General features: G+C 39.9%; 15 protein-coding genes. 5 read left to right on the top strand and 10 right to left on the bottom strand.

Annotation, left to right across the window (positions count from 1 at the left end; translation table 11 throughout):
- Positions 1–28 precede the first annotated feature (28 nt).
- The gene (locus MMU05_RS15935) at positions 29–1,621 is read right to left on the bottom strand and encodes a glucoamylase family protein (RefSeq protein ID WP_241142676.1); all 1,593 of its coding nucleotides are present in this window, start codon (positions 1,619–1,621) and stop codon (positions 29–31) included.
- Positions 1,618–4,047, bottom strand: a complete 2,430-nt coding sequence (locus MMU05_RS15930) for a penicillin acylase family protein (protein ID WP_241142675.1) — start codon at positions 4,045–4,047, stop codon at positions 1,618–1,620. Before MMU05_RS15930 ends, MMU05_RS15935 begins: the two co-directional genes overlap by 4 nt.
- A gap of 160 nt (positions 4,048–4,207) precedes the next feature.
- Here MMU05_RS15930 and MMU05_RS15925 point away from each other — a divergent pair, with 160 nt between their 5' ends.
- Positions 4,208–4,627 carry a Dabb family protein gene (locus MMU05_RS15925; protein ID WP_241142674.1) on the top strand — a complete coding sequence of 140 codons (420 nt, stop codon included), beginning with the start codon at positions 4,208–4,210 and terminating at the stop codon, positions 4,625–4,627.
- Positions 4,628–4,713: 86 nt separating this feature from the next.
- On the opposite strand, the gene MMU05_RS15920 is transcribed toward MMU05_RS15925, so the two are convergent.
- Positions 4,714–5,121 carry a hypothetical protein gene (locus MMU05_RS15920; RefSeq protein WP_241142673.1) on the bottom strand — a complete coding sequence of 136 codons (408 nt, stop codon included), beginning with the start codon at positions 5,119–5,121 and terminating at the stop codon, positions 4,714–4,716.
- A gap of 1,010 nt (positions 5,122–6,131) precedes the next feature.
- Here MMU05_RS15920 and MMU05_RS15915 point away from each other — a divergent pair.
- Positions 6,132–6,638: a GtrA domain-containing protein gene (locus tag MMU05_RS15915; protein WP_241142672.1), complete on the top strand. Its 507-nt coding sequence runs from the start codon at positions 6,132–6,134 to the stop codon at positions 6,636–6,638.
- Between the two features lie 336 nt (positions 6,639–6,974).
- Here MMU05_RS15915 and msrB read toward each other — a convergent pair whose 3' ends face one another.
- Positions 6,975–8,078 carry a peptide-methionine (R)-S-oxide reductase MsrB gene (gene msrB / locus MMU05_RS15910; protein WP_241142671.1) on the bottom strand — a complete coding sequence of 368 codons (1,104 nt, stop codon included), beginning with the start codon at positions 8,076–8,078 and terminating at the stop codon, positions 6,975–6,977.
- Positions 8,079–8,348: 270 nt separating this feature from the next.
- On the opposite strand from msrB, the gene MMU05_RS15905 reads away from it, so the two are divergent.
- Positions 8,349–8,927 carry an outer membrane beta-barrel protein gene (locus MMU05_RS15905; protein ID WP_241142670.1) on the top strand — a complete coding sequence of 193 codons (579 nt, stop codon included), beginning with the start codon at positions 8,349–8,351 and terminating at the stop codon, positions 8,925–8,927.
- 105 nt (positions 8,928–9,032) lie between these two features.
- The gene (locus MMU05_RS15900) at positions 9,033–11,735 is read left to right on the top strand and encodes a PQQ-dependent sugar dehydrogenase (protein ID WP_241142669.1); all 2,703 of its coding nucleotides are present in this window, start codon (positions 9,033–9,035) and stop codon (positions 11,733–11,735) included.
- Positions 11,736–11,804: 69 nt separating this feature from the next.
- Here MMU05_RS15900 and cas6 read toward each other — a convergent pair whose 3' ends face one another.
- The 5 genes from cas6 to MMU05_RS15875 all read right to left on the bottom strand — a co-directional run bounded on the left by cas6 (position 11,805) and on the right by MMU05_RS15875 (position 15,952).
- Complete coding sequence (gene cas6, locus MMU05_RS15895; protein ID WP_241142668.1) at positions 11,805–12,674, bottom strand: CRISPR-associated endoribonuclease Cas6; 870 nt, start codon at positions 12,672–12,674, stop codon at positions 11,805–11,807.
- Between the two features lie 107 nt (positions 12,675–12,781).
- The gene (gene ychF, locus MMU05_RS15890) at positions 12,782–13,879 is read right to left on the bottom strand and encodes a redox-regulated ATPase YchF (protein WP_241142667.1); all 1,098 of its coding nucleotides are present in this window, start codon (positions 13,877–13,879) and stop codon (positions 12,782–12,784) included.
- Between the two features lie 13 nt (positions 13,880–13,892).
- Positions 13,893–14,975: an AI-2E family transporter gene (locus MMU05_RS15885; protein ID WP_241142666.1), complete on the bottom strand. Its 1,083-nt coding sequence runs from the start codon at positions 14,973–14,975 to the stop codon at positions 13,893–13,895.
- 122 nt (positions 14,976–15,097) lie between these two features.
- Positions 15,098–15,427 (bottom strand): DUF3276 family protein, encoded by a 330-nt coding sequence (locus MMU05_RS15880; protein WP_241142665.1) that lies wholly within the window; start codon positions 15,425–15,427, stop codon positions 15,098–15,100.
- A 177-nt stretch (positions 15,428–15,604) separates the two neighbouring features.
- A complete protein-coding gene (locus MMU05_RS15875; protein ID WP_241142664.1) occupies positions 15,605–15,952 on the bottom strand; it encodes a 4Fe-4S binding protein in 348 nt (115 codons plus the stop codon).
- A 143-nt stretch (positions 15,953–16,095) separates the two neighbouring features.
- Between MMU05_RS15875 and MMU05_RS15870 the strand changes: the two genes are divergently transcribed.
- Entirely contained in the window at positions 16,096–17,109 is a 1,014-nt protein-coding gene (locus MMU05_RS15870; protein WP_241142663.1) for an acyl-CoA reductase, read from the top strand.
- Between the two features lie 8 nt (positions 17,110–17,117).
- On the opposite strand, the gene MMU05_RS15865 is transcribed toward MMU05_RS15870, so the two are convergent.
- Positions 17,118–18,866, bottom strand: a complete 1,749-nt coding sequence (locus MMU05_RS15865) for a sensor histidine kinase (RefSeq protein WP_241142662.1) — start codon at positions 18,864–18,866, stop codon at positions 17,118–17,120.
- Positions 18,867–19,031: the final 165 nt, after the last annotated feature.

The raw sequence follows: 19,031 nt of genomic DNA, 5'->3' as shown, positions 1-19,031 counted from the left end.
ATGGATTTTTTTTTATTCCTTGGGTCTATCACTGCTCCTCCAATCCATTTTTGTTGATTGAGAATCCGAGTTTTTCCAAGCCTGCGGAGATTTCGGGAGCCTGCATGAAGAGCTTCCAACCCAAGCCTGTTCGGTAATTTTCGATCATGCCTACGATTGGGCCTTGATCTATTGCGAGATATCTTTTTGGGAAAAATTCATGTTCCGGACTCATGGCATCATAGAAACCATATTTTCCAAAAACCTTGTCACCGTAGTTGAAATACAGGTTTTTCAACACTTTCATAGATTCTTCATAGGTGTAGGGAATGGAAGAAAGTGCGGCAGTAGGAGAAATAACCCCCGTGTCATTTCCCGGATGGTGGGCATTATAGCCATTGGTGGAGTAGGAGGCAGTCAATCCCCAAAGATCTTCTCCATATCCTTTAAAGTTTCCTGGATTTGCTATACACCAAGCCCGATTGATCAGGGTTTGGTTTTGGTTTTCCTGCCAATAATCGGCATACTCATCATTCAATCCCCTTGGATCCAAGCCCATGTAAGAGTAATGGGCCCAAAACAAAGGACCTCCCATTTTTTCGGCATAGTTGTGCCTGAGCTGTAGTGGAAATCCGAAGGCTTCTACCGGGTTTTTGATACTTCCGGACCGTGCCCATCCTTCATGGTATGCGGCAGGGTCGATGGTAAAAGTTGGTGAAGCTGCCGCCAGGACATAGGTGATCAGACATTCATTGTATCCTTCCAAGGGGAAATTCATTTCCCATCCAAAGGTGGGGGACCAATGCCAATACAGTTTATTTTCACCGTTTTTGGTATGAAAATCCCACTGCATTTCTTCCCAAAGTTTGTTGATCCTTTGTGATAATGCCTTTTCATCGTTGTTCCCGTTTCGGTAATATTCCCTTACCGCTAGGAGTCCCTGCATCAGGAATGCGGATTCTACCAGGTCTGCGCCATCGTCTTTTGGAGAAAAAGGTTTGGTTTTGCCTGTTTGGCCATCGATCCAATGTGCCCATATACCGTGGTATCGGTCAGCTTTTTCCAAAAAAGTGACCATTTTTTCAAAGTGTGCAATTCCCTGTTCTTTGCTTATCCAACCTCTTTCAATTCCTGCTATCAATCCAAAAATCCCAAATCCTGTTCCACCTGTGGTGACAATATGGGCATCATTTTCAGGGTATTCGCCATCAATATGAATCCTTTCAGGCGCCATTCCTGAATTTGGTTCAGCACCATGATAAAAATACCTGAAGGTGTAAAATTGAACCATGTCCAATAATTCTTCCTCATTCATTTCACGGGTTTGGGTGGTTATCTGTGCGATTTCCTTCTTCCCTTTGTTGGTGACTGCTTCAATTTTATAGTCTATTGGCTTTCTTCCATCTTCCTTATTCATCCAAAAATCCATCAGCAATGTGTCCGAAGTTTCTGCCCTTTGGGCAAATTCGCCTCCATCCAAACTGGCAAAAATCAAATAAGAATTTGCTCCCTCAATTTTAGGCCATTGGAGTTCAATGTGGCTGTCATATGGAAAAACAAGGATTTCAACATCTTTTTGATTGCATGAAAAGAAACCTGATAAGGTAAGCAGGCAGCTGATAAAAATATCTCGGATTTTCATGGGTTCATTGGTTTTAAGTAGATTCGCTCCATTGCGTTTTTTTTGACTCTATCGTATCCGAAAGGTATATTGACAAACTTGTCTGCCGCCCAAATAGGAAATAAATTTCTATAAAATGGACTATTGGGATTGCCTGATTGTCCGGGAGTATTGATGCCAATGGTTTTTTCCCAATCGCCGGTATCGACTACAACCCTGAATGAAGCACCTGAAGTATTGTTGTCTCCATAAGCATTTGCACCGGGAGTAAAACTGTAACCTCCTCTCGCCACCGGACCTGCATCCAATTTTTCCTTCCAGGCATCCGACAAGGCCGGGCTCAAAGGATGTGTGATATAGGCGTGTTTATAGGAAGCCTGACCGTATTGCCAGTTATTGCTGTTTTTACCCAGTTTCGATTCAAGTTCCTGAAGTGCCAATTCCAAGCAATTTACAAGAAACTTGTCCCTTTCCATAGCCGGATTTTCTGAAAATAAGCTTTCCGGATGTTCTATCCAAGTTATCACACGGGTCATCTGTATGGTGCCGACCAAATCCATCACCTCTTTGGGAACTGATATTTCCTTTATTTTTTCTCTGATTTTTCTTTCCCACATGACATAAATTCCTGCAGGAATAGAGTTCATTTCCAGCTTGAAGTCCCAATCCAAAAGCAAATCCCTCAATTTTCCAGCTTCATTTTTCTCAAAAACAAGATTCTTTAAGTAGGGGACCAAGGTTCTTGCAGGAAGCGACAGATAGTCATTTTGAAGCTTTCCCATTTCGTCTATCGAAAAGTCAGTTCCTTTTCCTAAAACTTCCCTGACCCGGTCACCTCTGAAGGGATCAGCCCATTCATAGCCTAGGGCATTTTTATGTGGATAGTCAGCAGGAGTTACGTTTTCGTTGGCGGTGGCTATAAAACCATTTTCAGGGTTATAATCATGTGGTCTCTCTGCGATGGGCAAGTAGCCGTCCCATTCCTTACTGCCATCTCCCAAGGTTGCTACCATACCCGAAAAACCATTTCTGATAGGTGAGATTCCTGTTGCCTGCCAACCGATATTCCCTTCCCTGTCTGCCCAAATCATATTTTCAGCGGGAATGTGGTTGTAAGTACAGGCATCTCTGAACTCTTCCCAAGTTGTCGATTGGTTCATTCTCAAGCTAGCCAAATAGGGTGCGCCGCCCTTTTCAAGCCAAGCACATTGTACTGCAACTGCTTTTTTCAGATCCTGATCTACGAATGTCACCGGACCATGGATGGTAAAGAAATGTTTCAAAACAGCATTGGATTTTCCTTTTACTTTGATAGTATCCGAAATCACTTCCATCTCATGCCATTTTCCTTCATGGAAATAAAGTTGCGGGTTTTCGGGATGAATGTCATAGATGCGCATGTCCTCGTTATCTGTTTCGAAAATCGTCAGACCCCAAGCTCCAAATTGGTTGTGACCTATCGATACTCCAGGAATCACAGGTTCTCCGCCGCCCACCACATCCCATCCGGGCGCATGAAGGTGAACCAAATACCTAAGTGAAGGAACGGCAATCAGTCTATGGGGGTCATTTGCCATCATGGGATAACCACTTTCAGTTAATTTGCCACTGACTACCCAATTGTTGCTACCGATGGAAAATTTCTCAGTCTCGAGGGTTTCCTGAATATCGGTTTCATAATCCAGTAATTGGGTCATAAATTTTTCGGGATTGTTTCGGGCTTCCGGGATGATGTATTCAGGATAATAGGTCATGCTTTTGCGAAAAGCATTGTAGGGAGCAAGAATATCCTTGAACAGCAACGCTGTCGGGATAGACTTGTCAAGATCCAAAATGGGTTCATTAGGGTGGAAATAGTGGATTTCTTTCGTTTTTTCGGCTCCGATGAGACTTACAATCCGGCTAAAATTCAGTTCATCTTTGACGTTTTCGAGCAGTCCTTGATGTCGGGAAATCACTACTTCCCAAGTCCATAATTCAGGTAAGATGCCCAAAAGCTTGAATTCTACAGGAAGGTTTTCCGGCGATTGGCGGGCTTCGGCAATGTAGGCATTTACTCCTTCCACAAAGGAATCAATGATCAATTCACCCCTTGGATGATAATGCGCTAATTCGGATTTTTTGTCACCACGAAATTTGAAAAGCCTTACCCCTTTGTCCCGATCCAATTCTTTTTCCCCGAAGATTTCTGCCATTGTGCCTAAAGCCTGTCTTCTCCAGATTTCAAACTGGAATAAGCGGTCCTTGGCAGCCATGTAGCCTTGGGTGAAAAAAAGGTCATGTTCGTTTTTGGCAAAAATATGGTTGATTCCGCTGCTGTCCCGAAATACTTCGACTTCCCCGTGCAGATTTTTTATGCTGAGTTGCTGTGAAAAAGAATTTTGATTTATTCCTAAAAGGAGGAGAAGTATAAATAAGATGTTTGGTTGTTTTTGGAGCTTTTTCATTGTTCTTAATTTCTGGCCTGATCCAAATAAATGGTCAGGGAGTTTTAATGTCCTTTTTAAGTTCTGAAAATATTTTGAATCCAATAAGAAAATTGGATAAACGGTCGAAACCATTCATCTTTATTTTTCAAATTGCTACCATAACCAAAAACCTTCAACCATGAGAAATTTAATGATTTTGGCTTTTTCGCTGCTGTTGTTTGCAGCTTGCCAAGCTCCCCAAAAAGAAGAAAAAATTATTGAAAAAGTAATCGAAAAAGAAATAGTGACTATGGACAAAGCACTGCGACATGTTGTTTTATTTAAGTTCAAAGATGGTACAGCCGAAGCGGACATCCAGAAAGTGGTGGATGCCTTTACAGCGCTTCCATCAAAAATTGATGTCATCAAGTCAATCGAATGGGGAACCAATAACAGTCCTGAAGGATTGGATCAAGGCTTTACGCATTGCTTTTTTCTAACCTTTGCCTCTGAGGAAGACAGAGACATTTACCTTCCACATCCTGATCATAAGGCTTTTGGTGCAGTATTGGGGCCACATTTGGACAAAGTATTGGTGGTGGATTATTGGACTAAATAATCAGAAAGTAGAAAAAATAAAAACTCCAACAGGTTCATTTCTGTTGGAGTTTTTATTTGATTTTTTGGAAAATGTAGATTCCCAGGTCAGTTTTTATTCATCGGTAGCTCGGTATCAACCTCACCTTTCCCGCCTATTTCGATGATTTCATAGACTACAACTTCGCTGGCGCCTCTCCAAGGCAATGAATTAAGGTATTCCTTATAACGCAATTCTACAAATTTACCACTTGCACGCTCGAGTTGCTCCACAAGTGCGTCATTTTGAACACTGAATCTAAACTCATTGCTTTGAAGGGCACCGGCAGTAGGACTTTGGAAACCTTCCTGAACAATACGGCCTTCCCATGTTTTGAAGACATATCCTTTTTTCTCAAAATAATTGAGCGTGCCGCCTTTGACACCTTCACTGAACACAAAGTAATACCTCCAATAAAATACTCCTGCAAGGATAATGATGAGGGCAAAAATGCCGATTTTAACGAATTTGTTCATGTTGGTTGGTTTTTAGAAGCTTTAAACAATTACAGAAATTGTGCAATTTAAACTATAAATCTGAAAACCAATTTCTCATAAATGCTTCAATTAAACAACAATTTATTTTAGCATATATTTTAACATCATCCAAAACCAAAAATCATTTCAATCCCTGAGCGTAGAAAGGTGAAGGAGCTAGGTGTAGATTCTGTCTATACCTTTTTATTTAGTAGAATTTGCAATTCATTTTACCAAGAATTACCTTTCGTTTGGGTGTTTGGTTGAATAGTCCAATTACAAATTGGTAGGGATAGAAAGGTGGAATTACAAATTCATACCAGTTTCAGCATCAGGCGTTAAACTACACCTAGTTGGGGTCGAAAGAATAATACTTAAATCTGGCCTTGAGAGGCCACCATATTCTTGATGCCCAAGTAAAAAAAACTCAATTCTACAATCGAATTAGCGTTTGATCAATCTAAAGAAGACTAAAGGTTATGAATAAGATAATTGGAATAATCTTGCTAGTATTCGTTTACTTTTTGGCTAGGGATGTACTAAAAAAGGTCAATCCTGAGGGAGAGACTGTAAATATAAAAATCGAAAAAATTAGAACTGGGGGAGGGACTTTGCTTTTACTGCTTTTAGCAATATTACATTTAGTTACAGATACTTCTTTTTGCGAACTTTACCCCTATTTTTGTAATCGTTTTCCAAGCTTCTGTGAGAATTTTCCCTATTTGTGCCAATGATTTTCCCCGTCTGGGCTAGAAAAACGTAGCCTCTAGGGGTAGATTGTGCCTACTCCCCCCGTCTGGGAGTAGAATGGCGTAACCGCTAAGGGTAGTTTGTAACTACCCTTTTCTATTATATGAATTTGTAATTCATTTTACCAAGAATTACCTTTCGTTAGGGTGTTTGGTTGAATAGTCCAATTGTAAATTGGAAAAGATAAAAGGGTGGAATTACAAATTCCACCCAGTCCTAGGATCAGACGTTTGACTATGCTCAGGGTGGGAAATTACTTTATGAGTATTCCACTGGTGACACTCTATTCGAAAAACCCAATGAAAATTAGTCTTGCGAAAATGAAAAAATACAACTATTTTTTATTTAGAATCTTTAGATTTTACAAAGATAAAGCTAAAGAACATGAGGCAATAGCTCTGATTAGCGTGACAGCTGTAAGTACCCTTATAGTATCTCTCAATATAATTGCAATTTACCTTTTGGTTAATTTGCTAGGCTTAATCCCAATATTGACCAATAAGTTGATAGTGATTATCCCAATGTTGGTGATTGGTTTTATTAACCACCATTATTTTGTAAGGAAGAAAAGGTTTTTGTCTTACGGATTCCGAAAGGATAAAAAGGGTGGATTGCTTGTGATGTCTTATATATTATGCAGTTTTATTTTACCATTAACTATTGGACATTATAATCGCCAAAAGATATTCGAAGGCCGAACGACCGAGATTACACATAAGCCCCAAAGAGAATCGCTCGAAGGAAAGATCAGGAAATGGCTTGAATGAAGTGATTTTCCTCCTTTCTCCGTCCCACTTGGAATAGAATGGCGTAACCGCTAAGGGTAGTTTGTAACTATCCTTTTCTATTATATGAATTTGTAATTCATTTTACCAAGAATTACCTTTCGTTAGGGTGTTTGGTAGAATCCAATTACAAATTGGAAAAGATAAATGGGTAGGACAAGGCGTTTGGAAATGATCCCTTAGGATCATTTTAGCCTTGGGCCAGGTGCAGGGTAGGCAAATTTCACCCAGTCGCAGCATAAGACATTTAACTACGCCAAGGATTTGGTTATCAATCGATGATTTTTGGGAGTTGAACCACTTTTGTGTAGGATAATTTTAATCAACTACCCAAAGCCAATCTTTGTAACCTTCTTTTTCCATATCCTTTTTTGGGATGAATTTCATGGCGGCTGAATTCATGCAATACCGGAGATTGGTAGGTTCAGGTCCGTCATTGAATACGTGGCCAAGATGGGAATCACCGAGTTTGCTCCTTACTTCCACACGCATCATTCCGTAAGCGGTATCGGTCGGTTTGCCGATGACGCGGGCATCGATCGGTTTGGTGAAACTCGGCCAACCTGAATAGGACTCATATTTATCTGATGAACTGAACAAAGGAACACCCGAAACAATGCATACATAGATTCCTTCTTCTTTGTTTTCATTGTAATCGTTGGTAAAAGCCCGCTCAGTTTCTTCATGCATGGTGACTTGGTATTGAAGTTCTGTAAGTCTTTTCTTTAACTCTGAGTCAGAAGGTTTTTTGTATTTGTCTTCCAATTTTACAGGCCAATGTTTTGCAATAAAAGCATCCCTTCCCGAACCTGTTCTGTAAGCATAATACTCGGTCGGATTCTTCTTATAATAATCCTGATGGTAATCTTCCGCAGGATAAAAGTTAGTAAACTTGATCAAAGGAGTTACGATGGGTTTGTCAAATTTGCCTGATTGGGAAAGCTTCTTGAGGGAAGCTTCGGCAGCTTCCTTTTGGATTTTGTCATGGTAAAATACCGCAGAAGTGTATTGAAATCCCCTGTCGTAAAAGGAACCGCCTTCGTCAGTCGGGTCAAATTGCTGCCAGAAAATTTCCAATATCTCAGAATAACTGATGATATCAGGGTTAAATGTGACTTGTACAGATTCTCTGTGGGTTGTTTTTCCTCCAGATACATCCGAATAGGTTGGATTTTTTTCTTTGCCACCGGCATAGCCGGAAACCACAGATACAATACCGTCAACTCCCTCAAAAGGAGCTTCTATACACCAAAAGCATCCACCTGCAAAAGTGGCCAAAGCTGTAGGTCCATCATAAATTTCTTCAGGAGCATCGGAATTTTCACTTTTTTGTTTTCCATTTTCTGCCTGTGAGCAGGAAAACACCAAAAGACTGAAAGTAGGTATTAATACCAGATAAAGGATTTTTTTTGAAAAGGCCATGATCTTATTGACTGTTTTAACTATTGAATTTGAATGGGGCATGATTTTAGATAAATGGGAATCGGTTGCTGTCTATGGAGACAATTGAATGATGGACATTTTATGGACATTCAAATTATACAAGAATCCGGAAGATATACGTTTACTAACAGCAAATCAGATGAATGTGTTTGCAAAGATTAACAATTGCTCAAAAAAGAATTGTCAGATATGCGTCAACCCTAATATCATTTGCTGAAAATATATTTCAATTCACATAAACCAACTATTATGAAAACTACATTGAAAGCCAGCGTACTCATGTTTGTCCTGATGGTATTTTGCCATTCAGGGTACTCTCAAACCGGTGGAGGGTTTGGAATCAAAGGAGGATTAAATTACAATTCAAACGGACAGTATTTTAAGGATGCTGAGGCGATTTGGGGATCTCCAAAAAATAACCTTGGTTACCATTTGGGATTATTTGGGAAGGTAAATGCAGGACCGGTTTTCCTGAGACCAGAACTCAATTATACCAATTTAAAATCAGAAATCAACTCAGTCCAATTGCAAACCCAAAGACTTGATGCGCCTGTATTGGTTGGGTTAAACCTATTGGGGTCTGTGGTTTCAGTATTTGCAGGACCTTCTTTCCATTACTATATAGAAGACGAGTTGCGTGACTTCGAATTTGACAAATTCAATGCAGGGTATCAATTTGGAATCGGACTCAACCTTGGGAATGTAGGATTGGATCTCAGGTATGAAAGAGTGCTCAATGGACAAACAGTCAACATTGATGATGTCTTTACCGGAGATGGTGATTTCAGATTCCAACAATTGATGCTCGGTCTCTCTTTTAAATTTTAATTACTCCAAAATCCATTTGTTAAATCCCCTAGCCTCTAGGGGATTTTTTTATTTGTTTAAATCTTATTTTCTATATCTTGGTCTTATCTCAAACCCATAAGGCCCATGAAACCACTTTTACCCATTATTCTTTTTTCAGCGATGCTTATTGTTTTTGCCTCCTGCCAAAAGGAAGAGGAAAAATTTGTCACTGAAAAGCCGGAGGATAGCCGCTTTACCAAAGTCGCCCTGGTGGAAAAACTGGATGAACCCATGGAATTGGAAGTCCTCAGTGATGGGAGGGTGATATTCATTGAGAGAAAAGGGAAGGTCAAAATGTATGAACCCTCAAATGGAGGAACCAAAGAAATCGGTTTTCTGAACGTTTATTTTGATGGGGAAGATGGTTTGTTGGGATTGGCAAAGGATCCCGGCTTTGATAAGAATAGTTGGATTTACCTTTATTATGCTCCTATAGAACCTGTCAGTATCAACCGCTTGTCAAGATTTACTCTTGTAGATGACATGATTGAAATGGCTTCAGAAAAAATCATGTTGGAGATTCCGCATTTCAGAGGCTGTTGCCATAGCGGTGGCTCTATTGAGTTTGACCATAAAGGAAATCTTTTCCTTTCACTAGGCGATGACACTACTCCTTTCGAATCTGACAGCTACAATCCCATCGATGAGAGAAATGGAAGGCCCGAAAACGTCGACGCACAGAGAAGTTCCGGCAATAGCAATGACCTTCGGGGAGGGATTTTGAGAATTACACCTCAGCCCGATGGGACATATACTATACCTGAGGGCAACCTTTTTCCGGTAGGAACTCCTGATACTCGTCCTGAGATTTATGTCAAGGGAAATAGAAACCCCTTCAGAATTTCGGTTGATCAAAAGAACGGGTATTTATATTGGGGAGAAGTCGGACCTGATGCCACAAAAGACAGTCTTCAAAGAGGGCCAAGAGGTTACGATGAAGTCAATCAAGCCAAGAAAGCAGGCTTCTTTGGATGGCCATACCTGATTGCCAACAATAAGCCGTATTGGTATTATGATTTTGAAAAGCAGCAAAGCATTTTTGAATATGATCCCAAGGCACCGGTCAACAATTCTCCAAACAATACCGGAGTCAAGCAACTTCCTCCCGCCCAACCGGCATTTATCTGGTATCCATATGCTGACTCTGAGGATTTCCCCCAATTGGGTTCAGGGGGGCGGAATGCCATGGCAGGACCGGTTTACTATCACGACTTGTTTCCAAAGACAGAGGTGAAATTTCCAAAATACTATCATGGTAAATTGTTTATCTATGATTGGATGCGTAATTGGATTTTTACAGTCACGATGGATGAGAATTCCGATTTGGATTCCATGGAAAGGTTTCTTCCCACGTTAGTTTTTGATAAGCCTGTTGACATGCAGTTTGGCCCCGACGGTTCACTTTATGTACTCGAATATGGGACTTATTGGTCAGCTCAAAATGACGACTCAGGATTATACAAAATAGAATTCAGTGCAGGAAACAGAAAGCCTGTGGCCAAAGCGGCTGCGGATAAAAACCAGGGAGCAGCGCCCTTGACCGTTCAATTCTCTAGTGAAGGGAGCATGGATTTTGATGAAGGCGACAGCTTGTTGACCTACGGATGGGATTTTGAAGGAACAGGGAAAATACAGTCGAGGGAACAAAATCCCACATTCACCTTTGAGAAAACCGGAATTTTCAAACCTACCCTGACCGTCACAGACAATGAGGGGAAAATTGACACTTACCAACTCGAAGTGACAGTGGGTAATGAGCCTCCGGAAATTTCAATTCAAATGGATAACAACCAATCATTTTATTGGGGAAATCCTTCGATTGATTACCAGGTGACTGTCGCAGACCGTGAAGATGGCGTCATTCCGGCAGATAAGATCATGGTCACGTGGGATTATTTGAAAAATGGATTCGATAGGGTAGAAGCCGCGGAAGGGCACCAGCAGGAAACGCCTTCAGTTAGTCTATTGGGTCAAAATCTGACTGTTAAGAGTGGTTGTAATGCCTGTCACGGCATTGACAATCCATCCATTGGTCCAAGTTATGCGACAGTGGCAGTCAAATATGAAAGTGATCCATCAGGTAAAAATTATCTTGTAAAGAAAATTACCAATGGTGGAGGCGGCGTATGGGGCGAGCGACAGATGCCAAGCCATGCACATCTATCGCAAGGAGATATTGGAGAAATGGTAGAGTATATCCTTTCCTTGTCTCCAAACAAGCAATCAAATCCCAAAAACAGGATTGCTGCTCAAGGTGTTTTGAATTTAAACCAACATGCCAAAGGGAATTTGAATGGAACGTATCTCTTGACAGTAAGCTATCAGGATAAGGGTGCAAATGGAATTGCGCCAATACTGAGAAGGGAACAGGTTGTGCTTAGAAACCCTATGTTATTGGCTGCTGAGGCTGATTATTTCAAAGGCACAGCAAAAGCCAATTGGCAGGATTCAAAATTGGTCAAGTTTACTGAGAACTTATCCCACATCGGATTCAATGGAATTGACCTTAGTGAGGTAAAAAATTTGGTTCTTTCTCTTGATCCGAATAAGAAATCAGGGTGGTTTGAGGTGAGAGTCGGTAGTGTAGATGGGAAATTAATTGGGAAAACTCCGGTTCTCAGTGAAGAAAACAGGCCAAAAAACAAACAGAATAAATGGTTTGATTATAGTCTGCGAATAGAAGAAACGAATGGAAGGGAAGATCTGTACATTATTTTCCAGACCGAAACAGGCGTGGATATTTGGGGCTCATTTCTGATGAACACAGTCAGTTTCACATCAGATTGAAAAATTAGAAAAGCAACTGATTGAAAAGTAAGTAAACAATAAAACCGGCTTGCGGCCGGTTTTATTGTTTTAAAGTTCCTCTTGTCCTTCTTCCGATTCTCCGGACTTAGGTCTATCCTGGGCTTTGTAAGGAATGAAACCTTCTCTTTTGAACTTGTAGGGTTCAGCGCGTTGGTTAGGAGCATGGTTTGCAAGGTCTAGCATACCAAATCCTTTGTGGGTGAACGCACCCAATCCGCACTTAAACACAAAGTCTTGCACCTCTGGAGCTGCATATAGTGTAAAAGGTAAAGTATACCCTCTTACTTCATACTTCACATCCATGTCGTAAACGGAGTAGATTCTAGCAAATTTCTTTTGCTGCTCTCTCAACTTATTTACATAATTCATGTCAGGTACAACTTGGAATTTGTAGAAGGATTCCATTTGTTCTTGGTTGTACCATCCCGATCTTTCCATCCTAGTCAGGGTAGATTCATACAGCAGGTCAGAGAATTCATCTGTATCCGGGTTGATAAATCTTTTTCCCGATTCATCATTGAAAGCAGGTGTCAACAATACCAATGGAGAGATACAAACAAATTTGTTTGAAACTTCCAATGTTGGTTCTGTTTCCTGTTCCGTGTACTCAGGGGAAAGGATAAGGTTTCCTAACTCAATTTTAGGAGTTTCGAATACCTGCTCCAGCAAATAGTCCATAAATTCTTCATTGGGTGATGAAAGCACTAGAGTGACTAAGCTCGAGTAGTAGTGAAGTCCGCTTCGACTTACTTTGGTCTGACCTTTAAGACCAGAGAAATTGAAGTAATTGTAGTTAAAAAATTCTTCCCTGCCACCTTTCACGATCAATCCTTTCAGAAATTGAGCCAAGATGTACTGGTGATGGAAAGGTAAATAAGCACCTTTGTTTTTTAACGAAAATATTAATCTTATTCTCACGGGTTTAATAAAAATAGAAATGAAACAATTATTTAAACTTGGTAATTAATCATTAATCACAATATTCACGGTTCTTGCAAAAGTACAAATTAATTTCTTTAAACTTGTTATACATTGAATCTAAAATGCATGATATCTCCGTCTTGAACGACATATTCTTTGCCCTCAATCGATATTTTTCCATTTTCCCTACAGGCGGCCTCTGATTTATACATTTCGTAGTCAGAAAGTTTGATTACTTCTGCTTTGATAAATCCTCTTTCAAAATCTGTGTGGATGACACCGGCAGCTTGTGGAGCCTTCCAACCTTTTTTGATTGTCCATGCTCGGACTTCCTGAACCCCCGCAGTGAAATAAGTAATCAAATCAAGTAACTTGTACGCCCCCGAAATCAATTTGTTCAAGCCGCTTTCGTCTAAGCCGTATTCTCCCAAAAACATGGCTTTTTCGTCTGCATCGTCCAATTCAGCGATTTGTGACTCGATGGCCGCACAGAGAATGATGACATCCGCATGCTCTTCCTTTACTTTTTCTCTCAATTGATCTACATATTTATTGCCTGTCAAAAGACTTTTTTCATCTACATTGGCTACATAGAGCACAGGCTTGATAGTCAAAAGATGTAAGTCTCTAACGGCTTCAAATTCCTCCTTGTCAATCGAAACAGCCCTTGCGTTTTTTCCTGCTTCGAGCTCTGATTTGAATGTTTGAAGAACTTCCAGGTCTTTTCGGGCTCTTGCATCTCCGGATTTGGCTATTTTTTCTATTCTTGCGATTTTTTTGTCTATTGATTCCAAATCTTTGAGCTGTAGTTCGGTGTCTATGACTTCTTTGTCAAATTCCGGATCAACACCACCTGCTACGTGCACAATGTTTTCATCATCAAAGCACCTGATCACATGGATCACTGCATCGACTTCCCTGATATTTGCGAGAAATTTATTTCCTAAACCTTCTCCTTTGCTTGCTCCCTTGACCAGTCCGGCGATGTCGACAAACTCAATCACAGTTGGCACAACACGGTTTGGATTTACTAGCTTCTCTAATACGGACAGCCGTTGGTCCGGAACGGTTACTACTCCGACATTTGGTTCTATTGTACAGAAAGGAAAGTTTGCAGCTTCAGCTTTTGCAGCAGAAAGTGCGTTGAATAAAGTTGATTTTCCAACGTTGGGTAAGCCAACGATGCCACATTGTAAAGCCATTTAAGATTGTTTTTTACATTTTAAAGATTCGGTATTCTCGGTAACCCCGGTAAAATTCCAACACGGATACCCTGAAAATGGTGTAAACCGGTATTGCAAAGATCATCCCAAGGATACCGGCGATTTTCGCACCGGCAAAGATAATCACAAAAATTTCAAGCGGATGTGCTTTTACAGATTTGGAGAATATTACAGGCTGCAATATGATATTATCAGTCAACTGGACAACCCCAAAAACTGAAAGTATTTTGATGATCATGAAAGTTATCTCATTGGAATTTTCAAAATTCCCGGTAGAAATCCCTACGATTACCCCAAAAGTTGCTCCAAGCAAGGGTCCAGCATAAGGTATGAGATTTGCCACAGCTGCAAACATGGCGATGGTCAAAGCATAATCAATTTCCATTAAGGTGAGTCCGATGGCGGCCAAAGAAAAAATGCAGGTGATTTGGATCAAAAGCCCGACTAAATAATTGGAAAGAAGTCTTTCGACCTTATTGAATGTGGAAACAGACAACTCGAAATAAGGATTGGGAATGAGGTCCATGATATTCCTTCTCAGGAGACCATTTTCAAGCAACAAAAAGAAGGAAATAAAACTGACGGCCATGACACCTATCAAAAAAGAACTTGTGGTATTGACAACTGTATTGACAATACCCTGATAATTGATCGACCCAAAACTTGATATAAGTGTTTCTCTGACTTGGAGTATCAAGAATCCCGGATCGCTTTTGACCAAACCAAATTTGATCAATAAGTCCTCGATTTTGCCGACTGGGTTTTGGATCTGCTCATATAAGAAATCCGGATCAAAAGATGAAATCACCTGAATCTGCGCACTGATCAAGGGAAGAAAAAGTAAACTTATCAGGAAAATTAAAGTCAATACCAGTCCATATGACAGCAAAATGGCAAGCCATCTTGGCGTGTGTTGGCCGATGATGTGGAATGAATTGATCCGGTTGGTCAATGGACGCAAAATTGCCGCCAAAACCAGAGAGAAAATAAAGTAGAAAGTGATGTTTGAAAAATACCAACCAATCACCAAAAGCACGAAAATGAAAAATAAAAGGGCGATGATTGGCTTTTTCATAAGTAATAGAAAGATAGGAAAAAGAAACAATCACAATGAAATCTTTCGAATCGGATTGTTCAAAACCCCACGAAGATTCCCTGATATTGTTTCTTTTCTCTTTATGATTTAAAAAATGGGGATTATTCCCACTTCAGCTCGTCATCGAATTCGGTTTCTGATTCCTCAACCTCATATTGAGAGAAATCAACCTCAGGCATCAAATCATTCTTGACATGGTCTACAGCGCTTTGCAAAGCCTCAATGAATTTTCCGAAATCCTCTTTGTAAAGAAATATTTTGTGTTTTTCAAAAACAAAAGTATCGCCCTGCATCCTTCTTTTGCTTTCTGTAATGGTAAGGTAATAGTCGTTTGACTTGGTTGATTTTACATCAAAAAAGTAAGTCCGCTTACCTGCCTTCACTCTTTTTGAGAAGATTTCTTCTCTGTCATTTCCTCTGTGATCTTCCACTTGCCAAAGTTTTTGTTTGATATAGCCTTTATTTTGAGGACAAGTTAAATCAATTCGAAAATCATATTCAAGGGATTATCTAGTTTTTTTTAATTGAAGTGAAGGTTTCATTGATTATTGGTTCAATTCCACCATTCATTCTTAATCAAAACAAAAAAAGAGGGGATTCCCCTCTTTTTATTCTCCATGCATTAGAATCTTTTTGCCCATCAGATCTTCCTCCGTTTCTCTGTGATCTGGATCGTCTACACAGCAATCAACCGGACATACCGCAGCGCATTGAGGCTCCTCATGAAACCCGGTACATTCCGTACATTTTTCTGTGACTATATAGTAAAACTCGTCAGATCTAGGTTCTTGTTTTTCATTGGCATCCAGCACTGACCCATCCGAAAGGGTCACTTCCTTTAACTTGGTCCCGCCAGCCCAAGTCCACTCAATACCACCTTCGTAGATGGCGGTATTAGGACATTCTGGTTCGCAGGCACCACAGTTGATGCACTCATCGGTTATCATTATAGCCATAATCCTCTTTTTTTGTTCCCCAAAATTAACATGGAATTAACCATTCCTGCAATAAAAAGTTGTCATGCTAAGTAATTTATTTTCAATCGGCCAAAAATCATTATTGTTTTGAATTGGATATCTTTGCCAAAATTACCTAAACAATGACCCTCGAAGAGAGAATTGACGCATTTGACCAACTTGGAAGCCTTATCAAAAATATTTCCGAGGAGGATTTGGACAATCTGTGCCGAAGAGTAGAAAATCAAAACAATTGGTTTTCTCCAGCACAGACAAAAAATGCACTGAATGCCCTTTTGGTTTTTTTGAAAAAGGAAAGTTTGGAGAATTGGCTATCGGCCTACAATCTTCCCTCAGACAATGACCCAAAGTCGGTCGGGGTTCTCATGGCAGGAAATATCCCGGCGGTGGGTTTTCATGACCTGATGTGTGTCTTGCTGACAGGTCACCGGGCCTGTATCAAACTCAGCTCTTCGGACCAGGTGCTTATCCTTTGGCTAATCGAAAAACTGGTATCGATCCAACCAAAATTCAAGTCAATGATTTCGGTAGAGGAAATGCTCAAAAATAAAGATGCCTATATCGCTACCGGAAGTGATAATTCAGCAAGGTATTTTGAGTATTACTTTGGCAAATATCCCAATATCATCAGAAAAAACAGGACTTCTGTCGGGATATTGGACGGTGGTGAATCAAAGGAGGATTATATTAAACTTGGGCTAGACATTTTTCAATACTATGGTTTGGGCTGTAGAAATGTATCAAAGATCTTTGTTCCCAATAGGGAGGTTCTTATTTCTTTCATGGATTCCATTGAAGATTACAGTGAAATCGCCAATAACCATAAGTACTTCCACAATTACGAATACAATAAATCCATCTTACTGGTAAACAAAGAAGATCATTTGGATAACGGTTTTTTGATTTTGCAGGAAAGCAAAGGTCTGGTTTCTCCTATTTCTGTGCTTTACTATGAAGTCTATCAAACCATAGAGGAACTGAATGATTTGGTCAGGAGGGTCAGCGATAAGATCCAATGTAAGCTTTCTCGGGGAGGGTGGTTTGAGGACAGCCTTGATTTTGGTCAAGCCCAATGCCCCACTTTGGTAGATTATGCAGACGGAATAGATACCATTGCGTTTTTAAAAACTTTATAATTCAATAGTTATTCATTTTTGGGAAGGCTAAAACTGAATTCGCTTCCTTTTTCTATTTGGCTTTGGATGTGCAATTCCCCTCCATTTTTGACCACATAATCGTGCACAAGAAGCATTCCCAATCCCGTTCCTGTGGTCTTGTCTTTTCCGGGAGTAGTGAATGATTCCCTGTTTTTGAGCTTTTCCAGATTTTCTTCTGATATCCCTAACCCCGTGTCTTTGACTTTGACTGCAATGGTTTCTTCATTTTCTTTGAGAATAACGGTCACATAATCCCCTTGGCCGGAAAATTTTATCGCATTGCTGATAAGATTCCGAATAGCCAGATCGATCATATTTTTGTCAGCAAAAACCTGGAGATTGCCATATTTTTGGAGTGTCAGCGTAATTCCTTTTTCCTTTGTTACCTTTTCAAAAAGGGAAACCTGCTGCTCTACCAACTTGTCGAGTTCAAAGATTTTTTTCTCCAAATACTCTCCTTTTAATTGGCTGCTGGTCCAAGCCAAAAGATTTTCAAGCAAAATCGAAACCGAATCCATGTTTTTATTGATTTCAGGAAGGATTTCAAAAAACTCTTCTTTGCTGATCACGCCATCAAATGACAATTTTATCAGTTCCCTGATCCCAAAAATCGGCCCTTTCAAATCATGGGAAATAATGGTGAATAGTTTGTCCTTGAGGCTGTTGAGATTTTTTAATTCTTCTGCTTGTTTCCTAATTTGGTTTTGGATCGATTTTTTGAGTGTGATGTCTTCAAATATGACCATCATGCCAAGTGATACGCCCTTCTTGTCTTTGATGGGCACATATTCGATGGATAGGTCTTTTTTTCCTGACACTAAATTTAAAGAAGATTCAATCTCCACCTTCTCTCCCTGCTTTAAGAAACTTTCCAATTCTGTTTTTTCTCCCACAATTTCCTCAAGTTTTTTTCCAATCAAAAATGACAGAGGCTGTTCCAGAATTTTCCCAATATGAGGGTTGAAATCGATTATTCTGAAATGCGGATCGAAAACCAGGATTCCTTTTGTGATAACTTCAAATACTTTGTCTCTCGCTATCGGTTTTATGCTGAAAAGGTCAAATCTGATCAGCGCTATGCCGACAAAAATATACATGATCAAAAATGCATAAGGAGTAAGGTCTATATGCCCAAATGGTCTGAATCCAAATAGGTAAATCAAGTTGAACGCCCAGGGAAACAGCCCTGCAAGGACCAATAGGTTGTTTTGTTTTTTGAATACGGTATCAGCGTTTTTGAATTTATAGAGCAATATTAAAATCCCAACGAAGAGTGAAATGTAAAAAAAGGAAAGGTGGATATAATACCAAGGGCCGATTTTGATGGCAAGCAAAGGGAAAGGTCCGGATTCATCTACAGTTACTTCCTGATAATGTAAGTGGTGAAATTCGTTGGTAAGCACCATTAAAAAAGTAATTGCCGGAACCAAAAAAATCAGGAAAAAGATTTTTGGAGTGGCATATTTTTCAAGACCTGAATATTTTATAGAAAACCAAAGCCATGTTCCCGGCGCCATGGAAATACCGATGTATTCAATTTTGATCCAAAATAGCATGGCTTCCAAGCTTTTGACAGATAGCTCAAAGCCATACCCTAATGCCCATATCGAAACAAACAGCATGGTAAATGCAAACCACCTCACGGAATCTCCTAATCTGTAAATGATTACAGTGGAAATTGCCGCTACAATAATTCCCGATACCAAAAGGGTAATGGAAAAAATATTCAGTTCCACAGGTGTTTGGATTTGATTTAGGCAGGAAATGTAGACATTTTTAGAACCAAAGGATAGGGTTTTTGTATTTTAGGTTTGAAGTTTGACTATTTAGGATTAAAAATATAAAATTGGAAATTACTTCTATTTATATGAAAATCACTTTTTTACATTTTAAAAAAAAAT

The sequence above is a fragment of the Cognataquiflexum rubidum genome (genome assembly GCF_022538115.1).
In the GTDB taxonomy this organism is placed as follows: domain Bacteria; phylum Bacteroidota; class Bacteroidia; order Cytophagales; family Cyclobacteriaceae; genus Cognataquiflexum; species Cognataquiflexum rubidum.
Note: the sequence above shows the minus strand (reverse complement) of the source record. Positions and strands in the feature narration are given on the sequence as shown.